At 68.8% G+C, this 16959-nt stretch carries 19 protein-coding genes; 9 read left to right on the top strand and 10 right to left on the bottom strand.

Features of this window, described 5'->3' with window-relative positions:
• Positions 1-47 precede the first annotated feature (47 nt).
• Positions 48-1337, top strand: a complete 1290-nt coding sequence (locus G9C85_RS03240; protein ID WP_166036862.1) for a S9 family peptidase — start codon at positions 48-50, stop codon at positions 1335-1337.
• A 65-nt stretch (positions 1338-1402) separates the two neighbouring features.
• Here the strand turns inward: G9C85_RS03240 and G9C85_RS03235 are convergent, their stop codons facing one another.
• The 3 genes from G9C85_RS03235 to G9C85_RS03225 form a co-directional block, all read right to left on the bottom strand.
• Positions 1403-2452 carry a hypothetical protein gene (locus G9C85_RS03235; protein WP_166036860.1) on the bottom strand — a complete coding sequence of 350 codons (1050 nt, stop codon included), beginning with the start codon at positions 2450-2452 and terminating at the stop codon, positions 1403-1405.
• 94 nt (positions 2453-2546) lie between these two features.
• Complete coding sequence (locus G9C85_RS03230) at positions 2547-3716, bottom strand: zinc-dependent alcohol dehydrogenase (protein ID WP_166038929.1); 1170 nt, start codon at positions 3714-3716, stop codon at positions 2547-2549.
• An 11-nt stretch (positions 3717-3727) separates the two neighbouring features.
• Positions 3728-4498 (bottom strand): SRPBCC family protein, encoded by a 771-nt coding sequence (locus G9C85_RS03225; protein WP_166036858.1) that lies wholly within the window; start codon positions 4496-4498, stop codon positions 3728-3730.
• A gap of 406 nt (positions 4499-4904) precedes the next feature.
• Between G9C85_RS03225 and G9C85_RS03220 the strand changes: the two genes are divergently transcribed.
• From G9C85_RS03220 to G9C85_RS03210, 3 genes are all read left to right on the top strand, one after another.
• On the top strand, positions 4905-5267 hold the full coding sequence (locus G9C85_RS03220) for a hypothetical protein (protein ID WP_166036856.1): 363 nt from the start codon (positions 4905-4907) through the stop codon (positions 5265-5267).
• Positions 5268-5597 (top strand): hypothetical protein, encoded by a 330-nt coding sequence (locus tag G9C85_RS03215; RefSeq protein WP_166036854.1) that lies wholly within the window; start codon positions 5268-5270, stop codon positions 5595-5597. It abuts the gene before it with no gap.
• 462 nt (positions 5598-6059) lie between these two features.
• Complete coding sequence (locus tag G9C85_RS03210) at positions 6060-6461, top strand: carboxymuconolactone decarboxylase family protein (protein WP_166036852.1); 402 nt, start codon at positions 6060-6062, stop codon at positions 6459-6461.
• 85 nt (positions 6462-6546) lie between these two features.
• Here the strand turns inward: G9C85_RS03210 and G9C85_RS03205 are convergent, their stop codons facing one another.
• From G9C85_RS03205 to G9C85_RS03185, 5 genes are all read right to left on the bottom strand, one after another.
• Entirely contained in the window at positions 6547-7809 is a 1263-nt protein-coding gene (locus tag G9C85_RS03205) for an NAD(P)/FAD-dependent oxidoreductase (protein ID WP_193570592.1), read from the bottom strand.
• A gap of 37 nt (positions 7810-7846) precedes the next feature.
• On the bottom strand, positions 7847-8014 hold the full coding sequence (locus tag G9C85_RS03200) for a hypothetical protein (RefSeq protein ID WP_166036851.1): 168 nt from the start codon (positions 8012-8014) through the stop codon (positions 7847-7849).
• Positions 8015-8067: 53 nt separating this feature from the next.
• Complete coding sequence (locus G9C85_RS03195; protein ID WP_166036849.1) at positions 8068-9441, bottom strand: NAD(P)/FAD-dependent oxidoreductase; 1374 nt, start codon at positions 9439-9441, stop codon at positions 8068-8070.
• Between the two features lie 161 nt (positions 9442-9602).
• A complete protein-coding gene (locus G9C85_RS03190; RefSeq protein ID WP_166036846.1) occupies positions 9603-9941 on the bottom strand; it encodes a hypothetical protein in 339 nt (112 codons plus the stop codon).
• Positions 9942-10080: 139 nt separating this feature from the next.
• Positions 10081-10320, bottom strand: coding sequence for a DUF5816 domain-containing protein (locus G9C85_RS03185; RefSeq protein WP_166038928.1), 240 nt, complete (start codon positions 10318-10320; stop codon positions 10081-10083).
• A gap of 179 nt (positions 10321-10499) precedes the next feature.
• On the opposite strand from G9C85_RS03185, the gene G9C85_RS03180 reads away from it, so the two are divergent.
• Positions 10500-11939 (top strand): bifunctional UDP-sugar hydrolase/5'-nucleotidase, encoded by a 1440-nt coding sequence (locus G9C85_RS03180; RefSeq protein WP_166036844.1) that lies wholly within the window; start codon positions 10500-10502, stop codon positions 11937-11939.
• Between the two features lie 185 nt (positions 11940-12124).
• Here the strand turns inward: G9C85_RS03180 and G9C85_RS03175 are convergent, their stop codons facing one another.
• Positions 12125-13486, bottom strand: a complete 1362-nt coding sequence (locus G9C85_RS03175) for a hypothetical protein (protein WP_166036842.1) — start codon at positions 13484-13486, stop codon at positions 12125-12127.
• A gap of 118 nt (positions 13487-13604) precedes the next feature.
• Here G9C85_RS03175 and G9C85_RS03170 point away from each other — a divergent pair, with 118 nt between their 5' ends.
• The 4 genes from G9C85_RS03170 (at position 13605) to G9C85_RS03155 (ending at position 15871) form a co-directional block, all read left to right on the top strand.
• The gene (locus G9C85_RS03170) at positions 13605-13994 is read left to right on the top strand and encodes a dehydratase (protein WP_166036840.1); all 390 of its coding nucleotides are present in this window, start codon (positions 13605-13607) and stop codon (positions 13992-13994) included.
• A gap of 57 nt (positions 13995-14051) precedes the next feature.
• Complete coding sequence (locus tag G9C85_RS03165) at positions 14052-14462, top strand: universal stress protein (RefSeq protein ID WP_166036838.1); 411 nt, start codon at positions 14052-14054, stop codon at positions 14460-14462.
• Positions 14463-14575: 113 nt separating this feature from the next.
• Positions 14576-15247, top strand: a complete 672-nt coding sequence (locus G9C85_RS03160) for a class II aldolase/adducin family protein (protein ID WP_166036836.1) — start codon at positions 14576-14578, stop codon at positions 15245-15247.
• An 84-nt stretch (positions 15248-15331) separates the two neighbouring features.
• A complete protein-coding gene (locus G9C85_RS03155) occupies positions 15332-15871 on the top strand; it encodes an NUDIX hydrolase (protein ID WP_166036834.1) in 540 nt (179 codons plus the stop codon).
• A 66-nt stretch (positions 15872-15937) separates the two neighbouring features.
• On the opposite strand, the gene G9C85_RS03150 is transcribed toward G9C85_RS03155, so the two are convergent.
• Positions 15938-16942 carry a mechanosensitive ion channel family protein gene (locus G9C85_RS03150; RefSeq protein WP_394352715.1) on the bottom strand — a complete coding sequence of 335 codons (1005 nt, stop codon included), beginning with the start codon at positions 16940-16942 and terminating at the stop codon, positions 15938-15940.
• Between the last annotated feature and the right edge of the window lie 17 nt (positions 16943-16959).

Raw genomic sequence — 16959 nt, 5'->3', positions numbered from 1 at the left:
CCGTCCAGCAAGTTATTTGTCCACCGTCCGATGAGTTCCAGGGTGGGATGACACGAACGCGCAAGTCGACGGAGACGGTGCGCGAGTTCGCGACGCTGTTCCTCGACGGTTCGTTCGAGGACGCCGCTGCATCACTCAGCGACGACGGCCGCGACGCCGTCGTCGACTCGTTCCCGGCGGAGTTTGGCGAGGCGGAGATGGACGCCGCGGACGCGCTGGAGGCGTACTGGTTCGGGCTCCACAGCCTGTACGGCGACCCCGAGGGCGTGGACGCGTCGGTCGTGGACGACGAGGCGACCGTCGAGTTCGCGTTCGCGGACGGCACCGAAACCGCTACCGTCTGCGTCGCCGACGACGGTGTCGCGGGGTTCTCGTTCGACCCGAGCTACGAGCCGCCGGCGTACGCCGACCGGGATGCGTTCACAGAGCGCGAGACCACCGTCGACGCCGGCGACGTCGAACTCGACGGCGTCCTGACGGTGCCCGAGGGCGAGGGGCAGTTCCCGGCGGTCGTACTCGTCCACGGCGCCGGCATGCACGACCCCGACGGGGGCGACGGGGCGTACAAGCTTCTCCGGGACGTCGCGTGGGGGCTCGCGTCCGAGGGCATCGCCACGCTCCGGTACGCGAACCGGCAAGCCGAGCACGAAGTCCCCGACGACGAGTACACGCTCGACCGCGTGGTCGTCGACGACGCCGTCGCAGCGCTCGACGCGCTCGCCGCTGTCGAGGGAGTGGACGACGACGCACTGTTCGTCGCGGGCCACAGCCAGGGCGGGATGGCCGCGCCTCGCATCGCAGAGCGCTACGGCGACGTCGCCGGTATCGTGAACCTCGACGGCCCTCCGCGTCCCATACTCGACCCAGAGGACGCCGACATCATCAAGTACGAGTTCGACCGCGACGGCGACCTCGACGAAGAGCAGCAGGCGCAACTCGAGGAGGACCGCGAGACGTACCGGCGACTCAACGCCGGCGAGTTCGACGACGACGAGACCCTCATGGGTCGTCCCGGGTCGTGGTTCCGGAGCCTGCTCGCGTACGACCCGACCGCCACCGCGAGCGACCTCGACGCTCCGGTGTTCGTCGCGAACACGCACGTCGTCGACCCCGACGAGAAACCCGAGATCGACGCGTTCCTCCGGAAGAACCACGAGGGCTGGCGGACGGCCGACCTCCCGGCCGGCAGCCGTGTCGAACTCTACGAGGGGCTCTCTCACCTGTTGCAGCCTGCGCACGAGCCGTGGACGCCCGTCAGCCTCTACTTCGGCGGGAACGTCAGCGAACGCGTCGTCGCGGACGTCGCGGAGTGGATCGACGCCGCCGCGACGCGGTGAGTACCGGCAGCAGGCGAACGCCAGACGACGGTGGCGACGCCGCGATCGGACGACCGCGGTCTGCCTCAGTCCCAGCCGAGTCCGCGCGGGTCCGGCGGCGGCGCGAGCGGGCTCTCGGGGAGGTCGCCGCTCGGGTCGGGGTCGTTGTACGCCCTCGGTGCGACGTCGTTCGGCGAGTCGGGATAGAACAGGGACGCGAACGCGTGTAGGTGCTCGCGGCCGACGTCGAGCTCGAACTGGCCGCCACCGAAGCAGTCGATGTCGTGCCCGCGGCAGTAGTCGAGCGTGTCCAGGAGCGCCTCGACGGATCCGAACCGCGAGGGCTTGATGTTCAGCCACTCGGGCTCCCATGGGAGGTCCTCGACGGTCTCGACGCTCCGGATCGGGTAGTCCCACGTGACGCGTGCCTCCTCGCCGTCGAACACCGGTCGCGTCTCGTCGGTCAGCGCCGGGTCCTCGACGAGCGCGTCCGGGAACCCGTCGACGACGCGCTCGTAGAGGTCGGGGTCGGCGGGCTGGTCGACGGTCGTTCCGTGGTACTGGCCCTTGAGGTCGAGGGTGCGGACGGCGCCGGTCGCCGCGAGGCGGTCGACGACGGCGTCCGTCCAGTCCGAGGTCGGGTCGAGCTTGAACTCGAGGTCGGGGTTGCGGTCGAGCCACGCCAGGACGCGGTCGCCCGTCGGCGGGTCCTCCAGGCGCGTACTGACCACGAACCGCACGGGATCGTACGTCCTGTCCAGTCGCTCGGCGAGGTTCGCGTCCGCCTGTCGGAGTGCGAGGTCGAGTGCCGCGCTCTCTACCGCCCACCGTCTGTAGTTACGGAACACGTCCTGGTCGGGTTCGGTGCCGAAGAAGAGGTCGAGATCGTCGACGTGCGCGGAGAACTCGTCGAACGCGTACTCGCCGGCGACGTCGAGCGGGTCGGCCTCGGCGTGGAACGCGTCGTGCGCGTCGGTCTCGTACGTGACGTCCTCGCCGCGGCCCGTCTCGCCGTCGCCGTGCAGGACGACGACGGTCGTCGTCCGCGTGAACCCGCTGGACGTGTCTCGCTCGTACCGCTCGAGGTCGTAGTCGTCGATCCGGAGTTCGAGGTCGGCGACGGCGTCGTAGGTCATCGTGTAGGCCTCTACGACTGCCGGCCACAAGAATGTGGCATCGACGGCGGTCGCGGCCGGGTTCCGGTCGCCTCGAGGCCACGAGGGCGGATCGCTACGGCGTCAACACGACCTTGATGCAGCCGTCCTCCTTGTCGTTGAACTTCCGGTACATCTCCGGGCCGTCCTCGAGCGACGCGCGATGCGTCACGACGAACGACGGGTCGATATTCCCCGACTCGATCTGGTCCAGAAGCGGGTCGAGGTAGCGCTGGACGTGCGTCTGACCCGTCTGTATCGTCAGCGCCTTGTTCATCATCGCACCGATCGGGACGTTGTCGGCGCGCCCGACGTAGACGCCGGGGATCGACAGCGTGCCGCCCTTCCGACAGCACTTGATCGCTTCGCGGAGGACGTACGGTCTGTCGTCCTCGAGCTTCGCGCTCCGCTTCACGCGGTCGGTGGCGTCGACGACGCCCGTACCGTGCGCGTCCGTCCCGACCGCGTCGATGCAGCGGTCCGGGCCGCGACCGCCGGTCATCTCCATCAGGCGGTCGTAGACGTCCTCGTGCTCGTAGTGGATGGTCTCCGCGTCGCCGTGCTCGCGCGCCATCTCGAGACGTTCGGGCCAGCGATCGATCGCGATCACGCGATTCGCGTCGAACAGCCACGAACTCTGGATCGCGAACTGGCCCACGGGCCCGCACCCCCAGACCGCGACGGTGTCCTCTGGTTCGATCTGGGCGTTCTCCGCCGCCATGTACCCCGTCGGGAGGACGTCCGAGAGGAGGAGCACCTGCTCGTCGGGGAGGTCGGCGTCGACCGCTATCGGGCCGACGTCGGCGTACGGCACCCGGAGGTACTCCGCTTGCCCGCCGGCGTACCCGCCCATCATGTGCGAGTACCCGAACAGGCCGGCCGGGGAGTGGCCCATCATCTTGCGAGCGATCTCGGCGTTCGGGTTCGAGTTGTCGCACAGCGAGTAGAGGTCGTTCTCGCAGAACCAGCACGCGCCACAGCTGATCGTGAACGGGACGACGACGCGGTCGCCGACTTCGAGGCTCTCGACGTCCGGCCCGACTTCGACGACTTCGCCCATCGGCTCGTGCCCGAGGATGTCTCCCTCGCGCATCGACGGGACGTTGTCGTTGTAGAGGTGGAGGTCCGAGCCACAGATCGCGGTGGCCGTGATCTCGATTATGGCGTCGCTTGGGTTCACGACCTCCGGCCTCGGGACGTCCTCGACGCGGACGTCTCGCTTCCCGTGCCACGTGAGCGCTCGCATCGTCGCGTCGCTCACACCAGGTCACCCGACCCGCGACCCGAGGGGTTCCGTTCTCGCGTCGGGATCTCGTCGCTCTCGGCGAGGCTCTTGAATCGGTCCAGGGCGGTGGCGACGAGCGCCTCGGGGACCACGTCGAGTCGCTCGAGTGCCGCCGTCCCGAGCGCACCGCCCGGGGGGTGGAACTCGACGGCGAGCGTCACGACCGTCCCCCGGCCGCCGGACGCGCGGTGGAAGCGGATCGATCCTTCGTTCGGGACCGTCGCGTCCGCGGGCGTCTCCCAGCGGATGCGCTCTCCTGGCTCGTCCTCGACGACGTGCGTCTCCCACGTGAACTCGCGGCCACGTGGGCCGTCGACGCTCCAGCGGAGGCGGTCGTCGCCGAGCGGCGTCACGTCCGCGAAGTGCCCCATGATCTCGGACAGTTTGGTGGGGTCGCGCCAGAGCTCGTGGAGCTCCTCGGCCGACCTGTCGACGGTGACCGAGCGGCTGGCCTTCGTTCCATCCGGCGTCTCGTCCCAGCCCTCGGTCCCGACTTCGTGGCTGGATCCGGACTCGGTCGGCGACTCGGCGCGGAGCAGTCCGCGGAGGCCGCGGGCCACCAGGCCCGCTCCCGCGAGCGCCATCGCCGCACCCCGAAGCGTCCGCCGTCTGAGGCCGGCGAGGAGCAAGGCGCTGCCGAACGCGACGGACGTCGCTCGCCTCGCGAGTCGGCTCTTCGATGCGCCGTCCGTGCGATCGGACGTGCTCCAGTGCCCGCCCTCCGGCGCGTGTCGGTCGGTCATCTGCCCCTCGCTACCCGTCGTCGGACGTTCGTGTAGTGACCGTCGGCTTCCGGTCGCCGGACTGTGCAGTGAGCTACCATACGGCGTGCACTCGTCGGCGGAGAAAACCGATTCTGCCTGCAACCGCAGGCGAAGGCGCTGCCGCACTCGTCGCCGGGGGACCAGGGAGCCCTCGATGACGGCGATCGGCGCTGTCGCGCGCAGCGTCGGTTGTTCGCCCGGAACACTACCGGGTGAGAATCTACTACTGAACCGCGTCGGGGTCGAGCCCCGAGGCACTCGCCTTGCCCATCTGTAGAGGTGGTGAAAGTAGACCGGAGTCAATACTGGGCAAGTTCCGGTATACTTCCGATCGAGACTGAAGCACGTCAGTACATTGATTACGTTGGCACTCCAAGTACATGATATGCCCGTTCGCATCGAGGAGTTCGAAACCGGGAAGCTCCCAAGCGGCCCAAGCGTGCCGGAACAAGTGATCGCATATTTATATGCAAATCGGGACCAAGCGTTTACCCGCTCGGAAATTGCCACCGGCATCGGCGAGGATCCGAACACGGTCGGAACGGCCCTCTCACGGCTGAAGCAGCGCGATCTCGTCAGACACAAGGGAGAGTACTGGGCGATAACGAACGACCTCGAACGGGTGGCGGACGCGTATGCCCTCCACTCGACTACGGAACGGTTCGACGATGACGATGGAGGAATCGACCCCGACGAGTGGGACGCAGTCGCTCCGGACGAACCGCATCCCAGCGAACGAAACGAATAGATGGACCCGGAACGAGGAGACGTCGTCAGGAGTTCGGATCCGTTCAAACTGGGCGAAGACAGTCAACGGCCGTGGCTGATAGTCAACAACGAATCGCATCCATTCGGTGACGAACAGTACGTTGCTGTCGCAATCTCGACGAAGGAGTACGGCGATTCGGTTCCTTTGCAATCCGACGTTTGGAAAACCGGTGGTGTACCGCGGGAATCGTTCGTCTCTCCGTGGGCGGTTCACTCACCCCGTATCGAAGACCTGGTTGCGTGGCAGGGCCGGGTCACGAAGGAGTTCGTCGATACCGTCGTCGACACGGTAGAGACGTATCTTCAGTGACGGTAGAATGTTCGCCCGGAACACTAACGACCGACGTCATCCCTGGCGGCGTGCCGAGTCTGCCGGGAAACCCTCGTGCCGGGCGGGCCGTACGCGGCCAACGAGCACTCTCGTGCCGGATGTCGCGTGCCCGGGTTCTCCGCACCGTCATCGCACCCGGTTGCCGGGTCTACTGGGGCGGGGACTGAGGCACGCGGTCGTGAGTTCGCCGTCGTCGCGGTAATGTCTTGCGGGAGCGTGCGGTCGTCGAATAGTCGGCGTCCTCCCGTCGACACCGCGTCGACTCCTCGGCGTCCGTAGAGTGGGTGCAATTCGTCGGGTTCCGCGTCGTCGCTGGTAACGAAACCGGTCGTTCCTCTCAGGTACCGCTAAGATATCTCGTGCGAGACGTTGACACGGGCGTCGCTGTTCGTCGACGACGAGCGACGAGGACGAGACGCCCACGGACGAGAGAAACACACCATGGTATCCGAGCACACACGCAGCGAACTGGAAGAGTACATCGGACAGGTCCCGAGCTTCATCGAGGCGCTCCCCGAGTCGGCGGCGGACCACGCCTGGGGGATGATGCGGGACCTCGAACTGTCCGAGACCGACCTACCGACGCGAGAGAAGGCGCTCGTCGGGCTCGGGGCCGCGGCGGCCATCCAGTGCCCGTACTGCGTCCACTTCCACCGGGCGGAGTCGAAGATGGAGGGCGTGACCGACGACGAGCTCTCTGAAGCGATCGGCGTGGCGAGCACGGTCAGGTACTTCTCGACGGTCCTCCACGGCACCGAGATCGACATGGACGAGTTCGAGCGCGAGACCGCGGAGATCGTCGAGTACGTCGAGCAACAACAGGCAGCACCGGGCGACGACTGAACCCACCGCGGTACCTTTTTCCACCCCGGTCGCGGACGCCTCCCGAAACGCCCACACCGAGCTCCGTCGAGTTGCTGGTGCTCCCTCACTGGGCTCCGTCGAGGTGTCGGTACTCCCAGTCGTCCGTCCACGCGCGGTACGCTCGCCCGAGCATCGGCCTGCTCCCGAGCATCCGTGCGACCAGGAGCGGGTGGCGCGCGAGGCGCGCGAACGCCTTCCGCGGGCTCCGGTCGACGTCCTCCACGTCGATGCCCGAGACCGCCTGCATGACGCCGGAGAGGATGTCCGGTCGGCCGTCCTCGAGCGCGCCACGGACGACGTACGCGAGCCGGTACTCGTCGCGGAGCCGCGAATAGAGGGCCTCGTGGTACGAGGCGAGCGAGTCCGTCGCCGCGTGCACGGCCGCGAGGTACGCGGACTCGATCGCCTGCGAGATCCCCTTCCCCGTGAATCGGTTCGCGATCCCTGCCGCGTCGCCGACGCGAACGACGTTCCGCTCGGGCAACCACGCCCGCGACGGTTCGAGCGACGGGCCGCGCGGGATCGTGTAGACGTTCGCCTGCTCGCGCGTCGGCACCGGCCAGTCGTTGCGCTCGCACGCCGCCTCGAACGCCGCCATGTAGTCGTCGGGCTGTCGATCCTGCGCCCACCCGATCCCGACGTTCGCACGCGACTCGGACTTGGGGAACACCCACGAGTACCCGAGGTAGTTCTCGAAGACGATGCGCGAATCCGGGTAGACGTCGGCGAAGTCGCCCTCGACGTCCGCGTTCAACGCCGTCATCGCACCGGCGTACTCGCTCGTCCGCCCCTCTACCTTGCTCGCCATCGAGGGTTGGCCGGTCGCGTCCACCACGAGGTCCGCTGTCCCCTCGAACTCGCGGAACTGCGCCTTCGTCACGCCAGTCCCGTCGCGGACGTCGACGCCGTCGTCCCGGAGTCGCTTCGCCCACGCTCGCTCGACGAGTCCGCGGTCCGTGACGTACGCTCGCGACGCCGGAAACCGCCCCGACCCCGCGAGCGACCGATCCGTCTCATCGCCCGTGAACACCTGCACCTCGAACGCCGGCGTGTCGTTCGCGAACCCGTTCTCGGGCGTCTTCGCGAGCGGAATGCGCGTCACGTCCGTCATCGCCTCCCCGCAGTTCACGCGCTTCTCGTCGAACCGCTGGCGCTCGTAGAGCGTCACGTCCCACTCCAGGCGCGAGAACGCGTACGCCGCCGCGAGCCCCGCCATCGCGCCCCCGACGACGACTACGGACCGCTGCCGGTCGCGCTCGACTGACTCCGCACCAACCTCCTTCGCGAACGCCTCGAACGGGTCCCCCGAGTCGCCTCCCTGCGTCATTGTCCGCCCGTTCGAGCGCCCGTACTAAAACACGTCGTCACGCGGCACGCACCGGCTCGGTCACCATCAGTCGGTTCGCGGCACGCACCGGCTCGGTCACCATCAGTCGGTTCGCGGCACGCACCGGCTCGGTCACCATCAGTCGGTTCGCGGCACGCACCGGCTCGGTCACCATCAGTCGGTTCGCGGCACGCGACGCCGCCACCGTCGTCGCCGGTTTTCCAGCAGAACGAGTCCACGACCGTCGACGAGGCCCCGTCAGATCACGTACTCGTCTTCGGTGATCTGGACGTAGCCGTCCTTCTTCAGCGAGCGCTTGCGCCACTTGTACTTCGCGAGCAACTTCAGCGCGCCCGGGCCCGCCGTCAGGCGCCGCGCGAGGAGGCTCCCGTCCGAGCCGTCGCCGAGCATCCGGCTCGCCACGCTGAACGTCCGATCCCAGTCGTCGGGCTCGTACTCCCCGACGAGGTCCGCGAACGCGACGTTCCGGATGAGCTCCGTCCCGATCGCGCGCTTCCACTCGTCGTTGTACCGCTCCAGGGCGTCCGTCGCCGCGAGCTCGCCCGCGATCTTCCCCGAGCGCACCGCGACGTGATAGCCGCCCTCGTGGAACGCGCTCGTCGTCCCCATCGCGCCGCCCGCGACCGCGATGCCGGCCTCGACCGGCGAGTCGATCGGGCGCGTCGACGAGATCGGGTACGTCTCCGTCCCCCCGGACTTCCCGCGGTCCTCGACTCGGGGGAACTCCTCCTCGATATCGTACTCGTCGCCGTACACGCGCTCGAGGAGTCGGGTGACGTACTCGCCCGCTCTCGGGAGGCTGTCGTCCTCGGGGTCGAGCAGTCGGTACGCGCTCGGGTTCTCGACGTCGTCGAGCGTCATCCCGATCGGCATCGTCAACCCGACGCGCGCGACGTTTCCGTCGTTCGGGAACACCCACGGGTACGCGGTCTCGCCCGGCATCCACCCCCACCAGAACTTGAGTCGGTCGTCCTCGAACGCGCCCTCGGGGAACTCGCGGTGCTCCTGGTACGCGATGTGGTTCGCCGTCGGCGGCGACATCACGTCGCTTGCCGCGCGGTGCTCGGGGAGGAACGAATCGAGGACGCCCATCGACACCTGGCGCTGCGGGCCGTCCGCGAGCACGACGTACTTCGCCTCGACGTCCTCGCCGTCCGCCAGGTGGACGGTGTGGCGGTACTCGGCGTCCAGATCGGTGTCGACGCCACGCACGGAGACGCCAACGTCGTACGTCGCTCCCGCTTCCTCGGCTTGCTCGCGGAGGAAGTCGTCCATGCGGGCGCGCTGGAACGTGTACCCGAACCTGTCGTAGGAGGACTCGATCCCGGTCGCGTACATCGTCGCCGTCTCCGACGGCCCGATGAACTCCACGCAGTCCAGTTCCTGGAGGACGACGCCGTCGGGCAGGTCGTCGGGGTCGATCCCCATGATGTCTATCCAGTAGTCGAGCATCCCCGCTGCGTCCGTCGAATCCGGCCCGAGGCCCTCGCGGTCGGCACGCGGCACGCCCTTCTCGAGGAGCAGGGCGTCGGCACCGTTCCGCGCGGCCTCCCAGACCGCACTCGTGCCCGCGGGGCCCCCACCGACGACGGCGACGTCGACACGCTTCATACGCCACTACCGGATGGGCCGGGATAATAAACGGTCCGAACCGCGGCCGCACGAATCGCGCCGACGCAGTCGCTATCGACCGCGCATTCGGTGACGAGCAACAGTCGGGAATCGCGATGGGCCGGAACCGCGATGGGCCGGGGCCGCGATGGGTCGGTTAACTACCGGAGCGGGTCCTGTGGCGGGTGGATGACGTCGTAGCCGCCGTCCGTCCCCGCGGCCGGGTTCTCGTCGACGGAGACGATCGCCCAGTCGTAGTCGGGCTTGTCCGAGAGCAGCTTCTCTCGGAGCGAGTCGGCCGTTCCCTCGGGCGTGACGAAACAACGGAGGTCGCCGCCGGTGGGGGTCTCTGGCACGTTACGCGTCGGGTTCACGTGAACCGTCTTCCAGTCTCGTTCGGCGCGGAACTCGCCCGGCGCGTCGGTCACGTCGTAGCCGAGTCCGCGGAAGATGGTCTTTGCGCGTTCGTGCAGGTTCTCGGTCGTACTACCAGAGACCATTCGTTACGTGTTATCACGCACCTCGTGCTTAAAGTTATTGTATAAACAGGTCGTCGATTTCAAAGGCGTAGCGGGCGGTCCGACGCCGCCGCTGGGCGTCTCGCGTCCGACAGGAACCCGCGTCGACTCTACCGGGCGGTCACTCGTGGGCGGCGTCCCACTCAGTCGGCTTCCGGAAGTTCCCGCACTCGTTGCACTGGATGCGACCCATCGAGTCCATCGCGTTGTCGAACGTCGAGCAGTTCGCACAGAACCAGCCGTACTTCTCCTCCGCGTCGGCAGTCCGGTACGCGACCATGAACGGCGCCTTCGACCCGCGGTCGCCCTCCTCGGTCGAGACGTACACCGTCTCGCCGTCGTCGGTCTCCCTCGACTCCAGTTCCATGTACGACGCGAGTGCCCGCCGGTGCTTAGGTCTGTTCGTCCAGCTTCGCCCGCCTGCGAACGGCCCTCCCACGACCGCAACTGGTCGCGACCGAGGCGACTGCGTCATCGCACCGCGGGACGACGTCGGAGTCGATACTCTCAAACCTGACGAGTGCGTCCGTTCGCATCCGTATGCCTGCGCGTCTCCTCCACTACTCCGACGTCGAGAACGCCTTCGACGACCCCGAGCGAATCGGTCGTCTCGCCGGCCTTCTGACCGACCTCGACGGCGACGACGCCGTCGTCGTCGGGAGCGGCGACAACACCGCGCCCGGCGTCCTGTCGCTCGTCACCGAGGGCCGACACTCGCTCCCGTTCTTCGAGGCCGTCGGCGCCGAGTTCGACACGTTCGGGAACCACGACTTCGATTACGGCCCGGACGCCACGCGAGCGCTCGTCGCGGACAGCCCGCAGACGTGGCTGACCGCGAACGTCCACGAAACCGACTGCACCGCGTACGACGGAGCGACCGACGGTGGGGACGCACCTGCCGGGACCGCGGACGCGCCGTACTTCGCGGCCGAGCACACCGAACCGTGGGTGGTCCGCGACGTCGACGGCGTCCGCGTCGGGTTCTTCGGGGTGACGACGCCGGCGACGAACTCCATCAACCCGAACGCGACCGACGTCGGGTTCGCGGACCCGATATCGGCGGGCGTCCGGGCCGCCGAGGCCTGCCGTGACGCGGGCGCGGAGTACGTCGTCGCGGTCTCGCACCTGGGCACGGACGACGACGACCTGGCGGTCGCGGCGGACGTGGACGTCGTCCTCGGCGGGCACGTCCACAGCGAGGTCGTCGAGCGCGTGAACGGCGCGGTCCTCCTCCGCCCCGGCGTGAACGGTCACGTCGCGTACGAGGTCGAACTCGCCGAACTCGGCGACGACGGCGACGGCAAGCGCGTGGACGTCACGCGGCACGTCGCCGCTGACGCGCCCGTCCACGAAGGCGTCGCGGAGGCGATGCGCGACCAGATGAGGGCGGCGGACCTCGACGAGGTCGTCGCGCACGTCGCGGACCCGATCGAGCGCTCGCACACGGCGGCGTTCCGCGGCGAGAGCCGGATCGGGAACTTCGTCGCGGACGCGTACCGGTGGGCTACCGGCGCGGACGTCGGCCTCCAGAACTCCGGCGGCGTCCGCGAAGGCGACCCGCTCGAGGGCGAGGTGACGATCGCGGACGTGATGAGCGTCGTCCCGTTCCAGGAACCCGTCGCGACCGCGGAGCTCACGGGCGCGGAACTGCGCGAGACCGTCCGGCAGGCCAGCGGCGCGAACCTCGCGTTCGGCGAACCGGACTGGTGGCACGCGCACCTCTCGGGCGCGAGCGTCGTCTGGGACCGCGAGCGCGACGAGATCGTCGCGCTCCGCGTCGACGGCGAGCCCGTCGACGACGACGCCACGTACACGCTCGCCACGACCGACTACCTCTTCCACACCGACCACGAGTTCCCCGCGCTCGACGCCGACCACCGTCTCGACGTCGGCGACGTCCAGTACGAAGTTCTCGCCGCGTACGCCCGCGAGAACGGACTCGACCCGCGACTGGAAGGGCGGGTCGCATGGTCGGACTGACGTACTGACTGAATAGCATCCGCCGGCCGCCAGGCCGGTGTTTCCGCGCCCGCCTCTCTAACGTACGCCGGCCGTCAGGCCGGCGTTTCCACTCCTGACTCTCTAGCATACGCCGGCCGCCAGGCCGGCGTTTCCGCTCCTAAACCGCTGGCGTCCGGCTGCTGTCAGCCTGCCGACGGGGTGGTTCAGGGGCCGTCGACGATGCGCTGGTAGAGCCTGGGGTGGTGGTGGAGTTTGGCGCGGCCGAGGAGTGCGTAGAGGTAGGCGTTCAGTCGTTCCTTCCAGATGGGGTCGCGGTAGCTGTCGGCGAACCCGACTTTGGCGACCTGGAGGTCTTCGATGGCGCGGCCGGCCTGCTGGGCGAGGAACGGCGGTGGGGAGTCGCCGAGGGCGTCCTGGTAGGTGCTGCGGGCGCGGCGCTTCTCGGCGAGGACGTGTCCGGAGTCGAAGCCGGTGGTTGATTGGTCGACGACGAGGTGGTCGACGGCGAAGTCGTGCGCTCGCCAGTCGACGATGGCGGTGGCGAGCGCGAGGGTCGTGGTGGCGTGCATCGAGGCGTCGACGTCCGTCTCCCAGGGGACCGGGATGGCGGCGTCGAAGCACGAGCGGGCGAGGTGGGCGTGCGCGAACTCGTAGGGGCCGTGCTCGTCGGCGTCGTCGAGGCCGTAGCGGGCGCGGACGTCGTCGCGCGACGGGCGGTCGGCGAGGGTGGTGCGGAATGCGTCGGCGACGCGTTCGAGGTGCGCGGCGTAGGGCGTGGGGTCGTCTCCGAGGCGGTCCTGGAGGTGCTGGGAGTAGCGTTCGGCGTTCGACGCGCACACTTCGGCGAGGTGGACGTCGGCGGTCAGCGACCCGACGGCGTGTGCGTCGAGGTCGCCAGCCGGCGGACCGTCGTCGTCGTCGACGCCGTTCGCGGCCGCGGCCGCGTCGCCCCACCCGGCGTGGTTCTCCGCCCGGAGGGTCTCCGTCTCGATGCGGTGATACCACGCGAGGTCGACGCCGGGGTCGTCCACGTTGTACGGGTCCAGGGCGTCGCGGACGGCGGCGATGCGGTCGCGGACGGCGAGCGTGCGATCGGCGAGCGCGGGGACGTCCGTCTGGTCGAGTCTCGCCCGAGCGAATCCGAGTTCCTCGGCGGCGAACTGGAGGCCGTACGTCGCGTCGAACAGCGCGTCGTTGTAGTTCCCGTCCTCTAGTTCCTCGCGAGCGGTCTCCAGCCAGCCGCCCGCGCCGGTGTTGTGCCGGTCCGTCTCTACCTCCGGCCAGAGCGCTTCGGCGCTGGCCGCGACGTCGGCGAGACGCTCGATCACGCTGCGGGCGTGCGCTTCCGTTACGGTCGGTTCCCAGTGCGCGGCCACCTCTGGCGGCGTCGGGTAGTGCTTCGTCGCCTCGTCGGTCAGGGCGTCGGGGAGCGCGGTCGGTGCCGTCGCACCGACGGCGACCGTGCCGCCGGCGCCGAGGCCGCAGAGTGCGGCGAGGAATCGGCGTCGGCTCCACGAGGAGGGGTCGGGGAGCGACACGTCGGGGAGGGAACTGTCGGGGACCATGCTGTCGGACGGCCGTTGCGACGGGCTCGGCATAAGTTCGGTGTTCGATGCCCCCGTGACGGCGGTCGGGACGGGACTGGCCGTGGGTTGATGAGCGAACGCGCCGAAGCACGACCTGATGTCGTCCAGACCGACGGAAGGCGAGACGCGGACGTACGAGCGCACGTTCACGAAGGGGGACGTCGAGGCGTTCGCGGACGTCTTCAGGGACACCCAACCGCGGCACACGGAACCGGACGCGGACGGTCGACTGCTCGTACACGGGTTGTTGACGGCGACGCTCCCGACGAAGATCGGGGGCGACCTCCGCGTGCTCGCCGAATCGATGACGTTCGAGTTCCGCCACCCGGTCTACACGGGCGAGCCGGTGACGTGCACGTGGACGTTCTCGACCGTCGAGGCACGACCGGAGCGGTTCGACGTCTCAGTCGAGGTCCGCTGCGAGAACGACGCTGGCGACATCGTGCTGTCGGGCGTCCTCGATGGCCGAATAGCGAAGTCGACGTGACCGATCGGCGAGGTCGAGACCGAAGGTTTAGGTCCGCCCCGACGTACCGTATCGACGATGACGCGCGTCCTCGTGCCGGTCCGGTATCCCCTCTCGAATCACTCGAAGCGGACGCTCTCGGCAGCGGTCGACCTCGCCGCGGAGCGCGACGCGGCACTCACCGTCCTCCACGTCAACCTCTACCAGGACGGTGGGAGCGTGACGCGGTCGGACCTGAAGGCTGCGGCGGAGCGTGCGGTCGACGTGGACGTCGACACGCGCTACGTCGTCCGGAAGGGGTTCCTCGTGGAGGAGACCATCCTCGACGAGGCGGCTGCGGAGGCAGCAGACGTCGTGGTCATCGGCACGAAGCAGGCTGGACGCTGGCGGCGGATGCTCCGACGACTGTTCGACGACCCGGACGTTGACGCGTACCTCCGCGAGCACCTCGACTGCGAGGTCGTCACAGTCTCGCACGCGGACGCCTGAGGTCGAGCGCGTGATGCGGTCCGTCGCCGCGCCCTCCCCGCCTATCGCCACGGAACTTTGCTTCGCTGACATGCGGGGGAAGCGTTAACGTCCCGCCGGTCGAACCGCCGCGCGTGACCACCCGACGCGACCTCGTTCGCGCCAGTCGCGCCCTCTCACAGACCGGGATTCTGGACGCGTTCGGACACGTCTCTGCACGCGACGGCGACCAGGTCGTACTCCCGCCGGCGGTCCCCCCGGCGCGCGCAGACCGCGAGGATCTCCTCCAAATGGACGTCGCGGGTCGCATCGTCCGCGGCGACGGTCGCCCGCACGACGAACATCCCCTCCACCGCCGAATCTACGCGGCCCGGGACGACGTCGGCGCGGTCGTCCACCACCACGCCCCCGCCGTCCTGCCGTTCGTCAGCGCCGGCATCGACCTCCGACCAGTGAGTCGCCTCGGAACGCCGTTCCGAGACCCCGTCCCCGTCTTCGACGACTTCGACGCGGACGACGGCCACCTCGTCACGACCGACGCGGAGGCCGACCGGCTCGCTGACGCGCTCGGCGACGGCCTCGCGGTCCTCCTGGCGGGCAACGGCGCTGTCGTCGTCGGCGAAACCGTCCGCGAAGCCACCGTCTTCTCGTGGTACATGGCCGCGAACGCCGAGGTCCAGTACCGCGCCGCACACCTCGGCGAGCCCCAGCCGGCTGGCGACGAGACGGCGCTCGCCGAGACCGCGGCGAACTTCACGAGCGCCATCGCCGTCGACCGCGTCTGGTCGTACCTCACCGGCGAATAGACCACACTCGCCCGGCGCCGGACAGTACCTCCCCGTGTGCTCCGCATCGGTGCGTTCAGTATCCACCCGGTCGAAGCGTCGCGCATGACCGGGTTCGAGGGGTACGCGGGAGCGTCGGACCCGCGAGAGAGTCACGGGGACCTCCTCGAGGAGTCGAAGTTCGAGGCACACGACGCGGAGACGTACCGCGAGTACGCCGACATGGAGGCGTTCCGCTCGGGATGGGTGGCGACGGGCGTCGTCCTGGACGACGCGGGCCGCGTCCTGCTGGCGTACGACGCCGACGACGACGTGTGGCTGCTCCCCGGCGGCACGCTCGAGCGCGACGAGTCGCTCGTCGACGGACTCGTCCGCGAGGTCTGCGAAGAGACTGGCGTCGCCGTCGACCCCGTCCGACCGCACGCCGTCAGCGAGTACCGCATCGAGAACGCCGCAGTCGACGACGAGTGGACTGGCTTTCGCGTCGCGTTCCTCGAAGCGACCGCGACCGACGCGACCGTCGGCGACGACCTCGGCGTCGACGACGAGCACATCACGCGCGCCGACTGGTTCCTCGACCTCCCCGACGTCCTGTTCAACGACGCGTTCACGCGACGACTCGTCGACTACGTCCGCGAGGAGTAGCGACTCCGGCGAGTGGCGTCCGCGAGGAGTAGCGACTCCGGCGAGTAGTCCAGGAAATCCGGCCGCTCAGGGTTCCTCGCCGGGCGGGAACTCCTCCCGAGGGAACTGGCCGGCGGCCGGCTCGTCGCGTTGCGAGACGTTCAGTTCGCCGCTGGTGTCGTCGAACACGACGTGACTGTGCGGGTACGCGATCTCGACGTCCGCGTCGGAGAGCGCCGACCACACGTTCGTCTGGACCTTCGACCGGAGCGTCAGGAGCTTGTACGGCTGCTTCGCCCAGTAGCGTAGCGTCAGGTGGACGCCGTGATCGCCGAACTCGTCGATGTAGCACGTCGGCGCGGCCGGATAGCGCGCACTCCCGATACGGATGTCCGGGCCGCCCGTGATGACCTCGTCGACCGCGCGTGCCGAGGACTCCATCAGATCTCGCGCCTCGTCGAGGTCGCCCTCGTAGGTCACGACGACGGTCAACTCCAGTCGCGTCCGCTCGTCCTCCGCGGAGTAGTTGATGACGTCGCGGTCGCGGATCGAATCGTTCGAGATGACGATGAACGTGTTGTCGAGCGTGAAGATCTTCGTGTACCGGATGGTGATGTCCTCGACGAACCCCGTCTGGCCGCGGTCCGCGAGCTCGATCATGTCGCCGATCTCGTACGGCTGGTCGGCGAGCACGAAGAACCCGTTGATGATGCTCCCGACGATGGGTGCGAGCACGATACCGAGCACCGCCGAGAACACCGTCACCGACAGGAGGATGTCGCCCGCGCGGAACCCGACGAGGCCCGCCGCGACCGCGACGCCGAGTAACACCACCACGAGCTGGACGAGCCGCAGGACGGTTCGCGTGACGCTCGGGCGCTTGATTCGGCGTGCGATCGTCCGGCCCGCGAGCCGTACCGCGAGCTTCGAGACGGACCACGAGAGCACGAGGACGACGACCGCGAGCGCCCAGCCGAGCGCCTCCGGCGGGAACCACCACGGAAGCTCCACGCCTACCCAGTCGGCGATCGCGTTGCCCGTCGACCCGCCGTCCGTCGCCGTCTCGTTCCCGGTCTGCCAGCCCGTAGTCACGTCCCAGTCCTCACGTC

It is taken from the genome of Halorubellus sp. JP-L1, assembly GCF_011440375.1.
GTDB lineage: Archaea > Halobacteriota > Halobacteria > Halobacteriales > Natrialbaceae > Halorubellus.
The sequence above is the reverse complement of the archived record's forward strand: the minus strand, read 5'-3'. Positions and strand labels throughout refer to the sequence as shown.

Coding starts and splice junctions, on each gene's coding strand:
- G9C85_RS03240 (WP_166036862.1), top strand. CDS start 48: ATGACACGAACGCGCAAGTCGACGGAGACGGTGCGCGAGTTCGCGACG.
- G9C85_RS03165 (WP_166036838.1), top strand. CDS start 14,052: ATGACGCGCGTCCTCGTGCCGGTCCGGTATCCCCTCTCGAATCACTCG.
- G9C85_RS03205 (WP_193570592.1), bottom strand. CDS start 7,809: ATGACGCAGGGAGGCGACTCGGGGGACCCGTTCGAGGCGTTCGCGAAG.
- G9C85_RS03210 (WP_166036852.1), top strand. CDS start 6,060: ATGGTATCCGAGCACACACGCAGCGAACTGGAAGAGTACATCGGACAG.
- G9C85_RS03195 (WP_166036849.1), bottom strand. CDS start 9,441: ATGAAGCGTGTCGACGTCGCCGTCGTCGGTGGGGGCCCCGCGGGCACG.
- G9C85_RS03190 (WP_166036846.1), bottom strand. CDS start 9,941: ATGGTCTCTGGTAGTACGACCGAGAACCTGCACGAACGCGCAAAGACC.
- G9C85_RS03235 (WP_166036860.1), bottom strand. CDS start 2,452: ATGACCTACGACGCCGTCGCCGACCTCGAACTCCGGATCGACGACTAC.
- G9C85_RS03170 (WP_166036840.1), top strand. CDS start 13,605: ATGTCGTCCAGACCGACGGAAGGCGAGACGCGGACGTACGAGCGCACG.
- G9C85_RS03225 (WP_166036858.1), bottom strand. CDS start 4,498: ATGACCGACCGACACGCGCCGGAGGGCGGGCACTGGAGCACGTCCGAT.
- G9C85_RS03180 (WP_166036844.1), top strand. CDS start 10,500: ATGCCTGCGCGTCTCCTCCACTACTCCGACGTCGAGAACGCCTTCGAC.
- G9C85_RS03220 (WP_166036856.1), top strand. CDS start 4,905: ATGCCCGTTCGCATCGAGGAGTTCGAAACCGGGAAGCTCCCAAGCGGC.
- G9C85_RS03155 (WP_166036834.1), top strand. CDS start 15,332: ATGACCGGGTTCGAGGGGTACGCGGGAGCGTCGGACCCGCGAGAGAGT.
- G9C85_RS03175 (WP_166036842.1), bottom strand. CDS start 13,486: ATGGTCCCCGACAGTTCCCTCCCCGACGTGTCGCTCCCCGACCCCTCC.
- G9C85_RS03230 (WP_166038929.1), bottom strand. CDS start 3,716: ATGCGAGCGCTCACGTGGCACGGGAAGCGAGACGTCCGCGTCGAGGAC.
- G9C85_RS03215 (WP_166036854.1), top strand. CDS start 5,268: ATGGACCCGGAACGAGGAGACGTCGTCAGGAGTTCGGATCCGTTCAAA.